7 protein-coding genes and 1 pseudogene are annotated in these 9,980 nt (G+C 71.8%); 2 read left to right on the forward strand and 6 right to left on the reverse strand.

The window, feature by feature from the left end:
- Positions 1-146: 146 nt before the first annotated feature.
- The 3 genes from ABZ281_RS22185 to ABZ281_RS22195 all read right to left on the reverse strand — a co-directional run bounded on the left by ABZ281_RS22185 (position 147) and on the right by ABZ281_RS22195 (position 4,101).
- Positions 147-938, reverse strand: coding sequence for an aldo/keto reductase (locus ABZ281_RS22185; protein WP_356657936.1), 792 nt, complete (start codon positions 936-938; stop codon positions 147-149).
- 158 nt (positions 939-1,096) lie between these two features.
- Positions 1,097-2,923: an AMP-dependent synthetase/ligase gene (locus ABZ281_RS22190; protein WP_356657928.1), complete on the reverse strand. Its 1,827-nt coding sequence runs from the start codon at positions 2,921-2,923 to the stop codon at positions 1,097-1,099.
- 299 nt (positions 2,924-3,222) lie between these two features.
- The gene (locus tag ABZ281_RS22195; RefSeq protein WP_356657930.1) at positions 3,223-4,101 is read right to left on the reverse strand and encodes a LysR substrate-binding domain-containing protein; all 879 of its coding nucleotides are present in this window, start codon (positions 4,099-4,101) and stop codon (positions 3,223-3,225) included.
- Between the two features lie 161 nt (positions 4,102-4,262).
- On the opposite strand from ABZ281_RS22195, the gene ABZ281_RS22200 reads away from it, so the two are divergent.
- Positions 4,263-5,276, forward strand: a complete 1,014-nt coding sequence (locus tag ABZ281_RS22200; protein ID WP_356657938.1) for a bile acid:sodium symporter family protein — start codon at positions 4,263-4,265, stop codon at positions 5,274-5,276.
- On the opposite strand, the gene ABZ281_RS22205 is transcribed toward ABZ281_RS22200, so the two are convergent.
- The 3 genes and pseudogenes from ABZ281_RS22205 to ABZ281_RS22215 all read right to left on the reverse strand — a co-directional run bounded on the left by ABZ281_RS22205 (position 5,212) and on the right by ABZ281_RS22215 (position 9,385).
- Positions 5,212-6,447 (reverse strand): DUF4185 domain-containing protein, encoded by a 1,236-nt coding sequence (locus ABZ281_RS22205; protein ID WP_356657932.1) that lies wholly within the window; start codon positions 6,445-6,447, stop codon positions 5,212-5,214. The genes ABZ281_RS22200 and ABZ281_RS22205 overlap by 65 nt on opposite strands.
- An 11-nt stretch (positions 6,448-6,458) precedes the next feature.
- Positions 6,459-8,346, reverse strand: a pseudogene (locus ABZ281_RS22210) (sialidase family protein).
- Positions 8,347-8,467: 121 nt separating this feature from the next.
- Positions 8,468-9,385, reverse strand: coding sequence for a zinc-binding dehydrogenase (locus tag ABZ281_RS22215; RefSeq protein ID WP_356657940.1), 918 nt, complete (start codon positions 9,383-9,385; stop codon positions 8,468-8,470).
- A 100-nt stretch (positions 9,386-9,485) separates the two neighbouring features.
- On the opposite strand from ABZ281_RS22215, the gene ABZ281_RS22220 reads away from it, so the two are divergent.
- Positions 9,486-9,923 (forward strand): MarR family transcriptional regulator, encoded by a 438-nt coding sequence (locus ABZ281_RS22220; protein ID WP_356657934.1) that lies wholly within the window; start codon positions 9,486-9,488, stop codon positions 9,921-9,923.
- Positions 9,924-9,980: the final 57 nt, after the last annotated feature.

Below are 9,980 nucleotides of genomic sequence, written 5' to 3' on the forward strand. Positions count from 1 at the left end.
CACCGATCCCCGCCGGTTGCTGATCGGCACCGTGGACGGACGCTGGCAGCGTGACAGCGGCTCCGCCGGAAGCCGCTCGGTTCCCGCGGCCCGGTCCGGTGGTCCGGCCGTGTGGAGCCATTCCGGACCCTGGCTGTCGCCGGGACTCAGGTGCCGTTGAACTCCGCAGGGTCCGGGCCGATGCGGCGGTCCTCGTTCAGGGCGCTGATCGCCGCCAGGTCCTCGTCGTCGAGGCTGAAGTCGAAGACCTCGATGTTCTCCTTGATCCGCGACGGCGTCACGGACTTCGGGATCACCACGTTGCCCAGCTGGATGTGCCAGCGCAGCACGACCTGGGCCGGGGTGCGCTCGTGCTTGCGGGCGATGGCCACGATCGCCGGGACCTCCAGCAGGCCCTTGCCCTGGCCGAGCGGCGACCAGGCCTCCGTGGCGATGCCCTGCTCCGCGTGGTAGGCGCGGGAGGCCGCCTGCTGCAGATGCGGGTGCAGCTCGATCTGGTTCACCGCGGGGACGACCGACGTCTCGCCGATCAGCTTCTCCAGGTGCTCGGGAAGGAAGTTGGAGACGCCGATGGCCCGGATCCGGCCGTCGGCGTGCAGCTTCTCGAACGCCTTGTACGTGTCGACGTACAGACCCCGCTCCGGCGTCGGCCAGTGGATCAGGTACAGGTCGGCGAAGTCCAGGCCGAGCTTCTCCAGCGACGTGTCGAAGGCGCGCAGCGTGGCGTCGTATCCCTGGTCGGCGTTCCAGAGCTTCGTGGTGACGAAGAGCTCCTCGCGGGGCAGGCCGGCGGCGGCGATGGCCTTGCCGGTGCCCTCCTCGTTGCCGTAGATCGCCGCTGTGTCGATGCTGCGGTACCCGGCCTCCAGCGCCGTCGCGACGGCCGTCTCGGCCTCGTCGTCCGGCACCTGCCAGACGCCGAAGCCCAGTTGGGGCATCTCGACGCCGTTGTTCAGGATGATCGGGGGGACCTTGCTCACGAGCTCTCGATCCTTCGGTAAGGGGTCAGGTGTTCCTGCCCATCGTCAACGATCACGGGCGGTGATGCATTCCTGACGGGAGATTCCGAAGCCACACCTGCCCCGCGAGGCGGACGTCACGCACGGTAGAGCGCTTCGACCTCGTTCTCGTACGCCTTCTCGATCGCCTTCCGCTTCAGCTTCAGGGACGGGGTCAGCAGCCCGTGCTCCTCCGTGAACGGCTGGGCGAGTATGCGGAAGGTACGGATCGACTCGGCCTGCGAGACGAGGGTGTTGGCGGCGACCACCGCGCGGCGCACCTCCGTCTCCAGGTCCGCGTCGCGCACCAGCTCCGCGGGGGACATCCGCGGCTTGGCCCGCATGGCCAGCCAGTGCTCCACAGCCTCCTGGTCGAGGGTGACCAGGGCGGCGATGTACGGGCGGTCGTTGCCCACGACGATGCACTGGTTGACCAGCGGATGGTCCCGGACGCGTTCCTCCAGCACACCGGGCGAAACGCTCTTGCCGCCGGATGTGACCAGGATCTCCTTCTTGCGGCCGGTGATGGTGAGGAAGCCGTCCTCGTCCAGCGCGCCGAGGTCGCCGGTGGCGAGCCAGCCGTCGTGCAGGGTGGCGTCGGTGGCCTTCTGGTTGTTGAGGTACCCCTGGAAGACGTTCTCGCCGTGCAGCCAGATCTCGCCGTCGTCCGCGATGTGCACGGTCATGCCGGGAATGGGCTGTCCGACCGTGCCGAAGCGGGTGCGCCCGGGCGGGTTGGCGGTGGCGGCGGCGGTGGTCTCCGTCAGGCCGTAGCCCTCGTAGATGTGCACGCCCGCCCCGGCGAAGAACAGCCCGAGCCGACGGTCCATCGCCGAGCCGCCGGACATGGCGTGCTTGATGCGGCCGCCCATCGCGGCGCGGATCTTGGTGTAGACGAGCTTGTCGAACAGCTGGTGCTGCATGCGCAGGCCCGCCGACGGGCCGGGGCCGGTGCCCCAGGCCTTGGCCTCCATCGCGTCCGCGTACTTGATGGCGATGTCGACGGCCTTCTCGAACGGGCCGGAGCGGCCCTCCTTCTCGGCCTTGCGGCGGGCCGCGTTGAACACCTTCTCGAAGATGTACGGCACCGCCAGGAAGAACGTCGGCCTGAACGCGGCCAGGTCCGGCAGCAGGGCCGCCGCGTTCAGCTGCGGCTGATGGCCGAACTTCACCTTGCCGCGGATCCCGGCGACCTGGACCATGCGCCCGAAGACGTGGGCGAGCGGCAGGAACAGCAGGGTCGCCGCCTCGTCGCCGCGCTTGGAGTGGAACACCGGCTCCCAGCGCTCGATGACGGTGTCCGCCTCGTACATGAAGTTGCCGTGCGTGATGACGCAGCCCTTGGGGCGGCCGGTGGTGCCCGAGGTGTAGATGATCGTGGCGACCGAGTCGGGTGTGACGGCCTGCCGGTGGCGGTGCACCACCTCGTCGTCGAGGTGCGCGCCCGCGTCGTACAGCTCGTGCACGGCCCCGGAGTCGAGCTGCCACAGGCGGCGCAGCCGGGGCAGCCGGTCGATGACGGTGGCGATCGTCATGGCGTGGTCCTCGTGCTCCACGACCGCGGCCGTCACCTCGGCGTCGTACAGCATCCAGAAGCACTGCTCGGCCGAGGACGTCGGGTAGACCGGCACGACCTGGGCGCCGATCGTCCACAGCGCGTAGTCGAAGAGGGTCCACTCGTAGCGGGTGCGGGACATGATCGCGACGCGGTCGCCGAACCGGATGCCGCTCGCCAGCAGGCCCTTGGCCAGGGTGAGCACCTCGTCGCGGAACTCGGCGGCCGTGACATCCCGCCACTGGCCCGTGTCGTCCTTGCGGCCCAGCGCGCTGTGCAGCGGGTCCTCCTGGGCATGCTCGAAGACCACGTCGGCCAGACCGCCCACCGGAGGTGCCAACGCCAACGGAGGGTTGGTGAACTCGCGCAAACCCCGCTCCCCGCTCCTCAGCGCTTCAGTCGAGTGACGCCCCGCACAGCGCCGTGAAAGCTACCCCAACCGGCCAGGGCGCGGGAGGGGGTACGAAGGTGAGCAGCCCTCTCGTATGCGCTGGGCAGTCAGGGAAAAAGCGCTCACATGGGGAAGGGCCGGACACAATCCTGACGGTTGAGTAAGTTTCGGTGCCGTAATCTCCACCGAATCTGTACGAGTCCGGCTGCGCGCGACGCGCCGTGGCGCGGGGTCTCTTCTGTCAGCGGGACGGCGGCGGATTTTGTCACTCCCCTTCGTCACAGCCCCTTGCGCTCGCTGCGGTGCAGACGGTCCCCGCCCGCCAGGATCGCCGCCGCCAGGGCGTCCGCCGTGCCCTGGGCGGAGGGCCGGCGCCGGCCGTGGACGAGAACGAAGTCGACCTGCCCCAGCTCCGGCAGCCCAGCCCGGTCCGGGACCCGGACCAGTCCCGGCGGGATGAGACCCCGGGAGTGGGCCATCACCCCGAGACCGGCCCGGGCCGCCGCGACGAGACCGTTGAGGCTCCCGCTGGTGCACACCACGCGCCAGTCCCGGCCCTGCCGCTCCAGGGCCTCCAGGGCGAGCGCGCGGGTGATGCCCGGCGGCGGGTAGACGATGAGCGGCACCGGGCGGTCCGGGTCGAGCCGGAGGCGCTCCGCGCCGATCCACACCAGCCGGTCGTGCCGGACCAGCTCGCCTCGCGGGTCCTCGGGGCGCCGCTTGGCCAGCACGAGGTCCAGCTTCCCGGCGGCCAGCTGCTCGTGCAGCGTGCCCGACAGCTCGACCGTCAGCTCCAGGTCGACCTCCGGATGCTCGTGCCGGAAGCCCTCCAGGATCTCGGGCAGCCGGGTCAGCACGAAGTCCTCCGAGGCGCCGAAGCGCAGCCGGCCGCGCAACCGGGTACCCGTGAAGAACGCCGCCGCCTGCTCGTGCACCTCCAGGATCCGGCGCGCGAAGCCGAGCATGGCCTCGCCGTCCTCCGTCAGCTCCACCGAGTGCGTGTCCCGGGTGAACAGCGTGCGCCCGGCGGCGTCCTCCAGCCGCCGCACGTGCTGGCTGACCGTCGACTGCCGCAGCCCGAGCCGCCGCGCGGCCTGCGTGAAGCTCAGCGTCTGCGCCACCGACAGGAACGTGCGCAGATGGGACGGGTCGTACATGCCCCCCACGTTATCGCGAAACATGATGACAGTGAGAGCCGTATACGGGATTCCCGATCGCCGGGGCGGGGAGCAGGATGGATGGGGGCCGTTGCGACCCCGGACCGACCGAAGTACCAAGCAAGTGGAGCACCGTGAAACGCCTGCACTGGCCGAGCCGGCTGCCGATCGACCCCTACATCCTGCTGCTTCTCGGGACGGTGGGCCTCGCCGCACTGTTCCCGGCACGCGGGCCGGCCGCGGATGTCGCCTCCGGTGCCTCCACGGCGGCGGTCGCCCTCCTCTTCTTCCTGTACGGCGCCCGGCTCTCCACGCGTGAGGCACTCGACGGGCTGCGCCACTGGCGGCTCCACGTCACGGTCCTGGCCTGCACCTTCCTGGTCTTCCCGCTGCTCGGGCTCGCGGCCCGCGGGCTGGTGCCGGTGATCCTGACGCACCCGCTCTACCAGGGCCTGCTCTTCCTCACGCTCGTCCCGTCGACCGTGCAGTCGTCGATCGCCTTCACCTCGATGGCCCGTGGCAACGTGCCCGCCGCGATCTGCGCGGGCTCCTTCTCCTCCCTCGTCGGCATCATCGCCACCCCGCTGCTCGCGGCCTCGCTGCTCGGCGGCAACGGCGGGGGCTTCTCCGCCGACTCGCTGCTGAAGATCGTGCTGCACCTGCTGGTGCCGTTCCTCGCCGGGCAGCTGCTGCGCCGCTGGATCGGCGGCTTCGTCACCCGCCACAAGCATGTCCTCGGGCTGGTGGACCGCGGTTCGATCCTGCTCGTCGTCTACACCGCGTTCAGCGTGGGCATGGTGCAGGGCATCTGGCATCAGGTCAGCCTCTCCAGGCTCGGTGGACTGGTCGTCGTCGAGGCGTTGATCCTCGCCGTGATGCTGTTGCTGACCTGGTACGGCGGCAAGGCGCTGCGCTTCGGCCGGGCGGACCGGATCGCCATCCAGTTCGCGGGCTCGAAGAAGTCCCTGGCCGCCGGGCTGCCCATGGCGAGCGTCCTGTTCGGCCCGCAGGCGGCGCTGGCCGTGCTGCCGCTGATGCTCTTCCACCAGATGCAGCTGATCGTGTGCGCGGTGATCGCCAAGCGGCGCGCGCGGGAAGCTGCGGCGGAGGTCACCGCGCCGCAGCCAGTCGCAACGACACGAACCGTGGTCGGTACAGGGACACGTTCCGGCTGAGCTGGGCGGCGGCGCCCGTCGTCTCCAGCCAGTTGACGTCGTAGCTCAGCACGAGCCGCCCGTCGCCGCTCAGCACCGGATGCGCCTGCGGGTTGTAGGCGGCGACCTGTCCCTGGGGCAGCGGCGGGCTGAACTCCTTCGCCGGGCCGTGCCACGGCCCGGCGGGCGAGCAGGCCCAGTAGGACGCGACGGTGGTCAGCCCCTTCGGGCCGGCGGCCATCGTGAACAGCACGTACGTGCCGTCCTCCCGGACGACCGAGAACGCGCTGCCCACGCCCTTGCGCCGCCCGTCCCCGAGCACCGGCCGGGGGCGGGCGCCGGGCACCCACGCCGAGCCGCTCCAGTACTGCCAGGCCGACGGATCGCCGAGCGCCCCCTCCGGCACGCGGGCCGCGTACGCGCGCGAGACGGGCCGGGAGGCGGCCCGGCCGTCGTCGCCGCCGAACACATAGGTCCAGCCGTCCTCCTCGACCAGCGTGGTACCGAACAGCACCCGCCGGGACGGGTCGGGGACCAGCTGCTGGCCGAGCACCTCGACGATCGACTCCAGGCGCAGGCCGGGCAGCGACAGCGTGGCGACCTCGGTGGCGGTGGGCACGCCGTAGATCCAGGGGGCCTGTCCTGCCGTGCGCACCCACAGCAGCACCCGGACGACCTGCTCCGAGGAGCCGGGGGAGCGGGGCTCGACGCGGGCGGCGACCGGCCAGCGCCACTGGTTCGGTGCCGGGTCGGCGAACAGCGGGGCGGGCAGGGTGGTGTCGAGCCGGCCGTCACGCATCAGCACCGCCGAGTTGCGCACCAGCGGCGTGTCGGCGTCCCGCCAGGCGTAGGACTCGCCGTGCGGGTTGGGCGGGCCGTACACCCGGCCCAGATAGGTGTCCGAGAACAGCCACAGCACCCGGCCGTCCGGCAGCCGCACCGAGTGGGTGCCGTCGCCGCCGGTCCAGTCGTCCGTGCGGACCGCGTCGTCGCCGTAGCGGGCGAACTTCGCGGTAAGGCCGTCGTCCGTCTTCCAGGAGCCGACGGTGAGCGCCTGGCAGGCGTCGTCGTCCGGGCCGTGGTCGTCGGGCAGGGCGATGAGGAGTGCGGCGCCGAGGACCAGGACCAGCAGCAGGCCCATCCCGGTTCCCGTGCGCTGTCGTGCTCGTGCTGCTCCTGAGTCGTCGGGCACGTTCCGTGACGTTAGTTGCTGCCGCTCACCCGGTCCATGGGGAGCCACAGGACCGTGCCCCGGGAGGCCGCGCCCGAGGCACCGGCGGCCAACTCCTCGTCGCTCAGGGCCCGGTTCCACACCCGGACGTCGTCGATCGCTCCGGTGAGGAAGGCCCGGTTGTCCATGCGCTGCCCGATGTGCACGCCGAACGGGGAGTTGCGGCTGACCGAGCCGGGCACGTCCGCGGTGCCGAGCGCCTCGCCGTCGAGGAAGAGCGTCAACCGTCCTCCACCCCGGCGCAGGGCCAGATGATGCCAGCGGCCGTCGTGGGCGCCGTCGGCCGACACCGACGCGGACTTGACGGTCGTCGCGCCGGACCGGGTGGTGATCAGCCCCCGGACGCGGTTGCCCGCCGGTTCGCCCCGGAGCCAGATCTGCGGCTGGGTGGTGCCGATGCCGCCCATCCACAGGAAGGGCTGTTCGCCGGTCGTGGCCGTGTAGCGGAAGTGCAGCGAGGCAGTGAAGTCCCCTTCGCCGAGCGGGAGCCGGGACCGGTAGGGCAGCCGTACGGCGTCGTCGGTGCCGTCGAACGACAGCGCACCGCCGCGGACACCGGCCGTGCGCCCGGCGCCCCCGAGCACCGCCGCGGGCCTGGCGCCCGCGGCCGCGTCGCGCGTGGTCGGGTCGGCCCCCCCGGCGCGGCTTCAGCCAGTCCTCGGTGAAGCGGGCGAAGCGGATCTCGTCGCGCGCGTCGACCGCGCCGCCCTCGTACAGCAGGCCCACCGTGGTGCCGTCGACGGCCGCCATGTCGGAGTAGCCGGACCAGTCCGTGGTGACGACCGTGCCCCGGTCCACGCTCTCCCAAGTGCGTCCGCCGTCGTAGGAGGAGCGGACCATCATGGTGCGGCGGCGGTCGGGGTCGGCCGGGGCGGACAGCAGCATCCGGTCGCCGAGGCGCAGGGTCGCGCCCTGGACCTGCGGGGTGTACAGGTCCGGGAGGGCGCGGAACGGCGTGGCGAAGCTGTCGCCGCCGTCGGTGCTGAGGGTCTGGGAGCGGTGGCCCAGGTCGGTGCCGTCCTGCTCCCGGCCGCTGACGAGCAGGGCGCCGTCGGCGCGTTCGGTGAGCGTCACCTCGGACGGCTTCTGCCGGAACACGCGGTCCTGCCCTATGGGCCAGGTGTCCGTGGCGCCGACGCGCCAGGAGTCGCCGCCGTCGTCGCTGACGACGAGCGCGGCGTGGTTGGCGGAGACCCGGCTGCCGTTCCAGGTCTCGGTGTTGACACCGAACACCAGCCGCCCGGCGTGCTTGCCGCGGGTCAGCTGGATGCCGTGCACGGGACCGGTCGCGTACCAGGAGTTCCAGTGCTCCGGCTGGATCTCGTCGCTGAGGTCGCGCGGCTTCGACCAGGTGCGGCCGTCGTCGTCGCTGTACTGCAGGTGCGGGGTGCGGTCACAGGGGACGGTGCAGTTGCCGGCGTCCGTACGGCCGGTGTTGTACGTCTCGGCCAGCAGGATCCGGCCCGTGCCGCGGTCCACGATCGGTGCCGGGTTGCCGTGTGTGTCGCCCGCGCCCTCGGTGACGACCTGGAGCGGCCCCCAGGTGCGGCCGCCGTCGGTGGAACGCTTGACGACGATGTCGATGTCGGCCGCGTCACCGCAGTTGAGGACGCGGCCCTCGGCGAACGCCAGCAGCGTGCCGCTGATGGTGCGCACGACGGCCGGGATCCTGAAGCAGGCGTAACCCGGGTCCTGGGAGGCCTTGAAGAGCACCTGCTGGTCGAACTCCGATGAGGCCGTGGTGGGTTGGCCGTGCGCCGGGGCGGTGGACGCGAGCAGCGCCCCGGCGGCGACGGCGGCCGTCAGAGTGGATCTCAGACGTGCGTGAAGACGTGCGGCATGGTGCGACCTGCCCTTCATGCGTCTGTCGGCTGCACCACCGGGACGTGGGAACAGACATCCGGTCATCCGGACATCCCACGTCCAATGTGTGGGCCACAGACGGTACTTGGGTTCGCAGACTCCCTACAAGAAGCGTGCGTCAGGGGATCAGGACGACCTTGCCCAGGTTGGACCGCCCCTCGATCTCCCCGTGCGCCTTGGCCGCGTCCTCCAGGGCGAACTCCCCGTGCACGACCGGCCTGAGCTCTCCCGCGGCGAACAACCGCCACAGCTCCTCGCGCCACTGCTCGTACAACTCCGGCTTCCCGCGGGCGATACGGGCCATCTGGAACCCGATCACCGACTTGGCGTCCACGAGCAGGTCGTACGCCTGGACGGTGCCGCCGCCCGAGCTGTACGCCACCAGCCGCCCCTCGGGGACGAGTGCGTGCAGGGCCGGGGTGAGCAGCTCGCCGCCGACCCCGTCCAGGACGTAGTCGACCGGGGTGCCCCAGCCGGTGTCGCCGTAGGTGATGACGTGGTCGGCGCCGAGGCCCCGGACGAAGTCGGCCTTGGCCGGGTCGGAGACGGCTCCCACGACCCGTCCGGCGCCGCGCGTCCTGGCCAGTTGCAGGGCCAGGTGGCCGACTCCGCTCGCGGCCGCGGTGACCAGGGCCGCCTCGCCCGGCTCGGGGCGGGCCGCCTCCAGGGCGCCGAGGGCGACCAGTCCGCTGCGGACCAGGGCGACCGCGTCGACGGCGCTCGCGTCCGCCGGAACCGGGGAGGCCATGACCTCGTGCAGCAGCGCGAAGTCGGCGTAGCCGTGGCCTAGGCAGAGTCCGGTCACCCGGTCGCCGGTGCCGAAGCTCGTGACGCCCTCGCCGGCGGCCATGACCTGCCCGGCGATCTCGCCGCCGAGCGGGACGGGCTCGGCCGCCTCGGTGACCTTGCGTACGACCGGGAGCGTCACGCCGATCGCCTCCGCGCGCACGAGCAGCTCTCCGGGGCCGGGCTCGGGGAGCGGGGCCTCCTCCGCGAAGAGGGGGCCGCCTCGGGTTTCATAGCGGACGCGGCGCATCGCACCTCCGGGGTCGTTGGTGGTCCTCATGAATTCATGGGGGGCCAACGGTATCGGAGGATCATAGGAAGAACCAACGATGTGTGGTTAGGCTGCGCCCATGTCGGAAGCCCCCCTCCCCGCGATCCGCTCCCTGCCCAGCTGGCTGCTCGGCCGCGCCGCCGCCCGCGGCCGGGCTCTGGTGGCCGAGGCACTGGCCGGGGAGGACATGCGGATGTGGCACCACGTCGTACTGTCCGCCGTCCGCGACCTCGCACCCGTCGCCCAGGCCGACCTCGGCCGCGGCGTCCGGCTGGACCCCAAGGACCTGGTCGGCGTCCTCAACGACCTCCAGTCGGCCGGCCTGGTGGTCCGCGAGCCCGACCCGAAGGACCGCCGCAAGAACGCGGTCTCCCTCACGGACCGGGGAGCACGGCTGCTGAAGCGCTGCGAGAAGGCGGCCCGCACCGCCAACGACGAACTGCTCGCACCGCTGTCCGCGGCCGAGCGGGAACAGTTCATGGCGATGCTGCTCCGGATATCCGCCACGGCGGACTGACGGCGGCGCACCCGGGTTCTGGCGGGGGCGGGCCCCCGGGTTCTGGCCGGGGCAAGC

It is taken from the genome of Streptomyces sp. NPDC006265 (assembly GCF_040613555.1).
Taxonomy (GTDB): domain Bacteria; phylum Actinomycetota; class Actinomycetes; order Streptomycetales; family Streptomycetaceae; genus Streptomyces.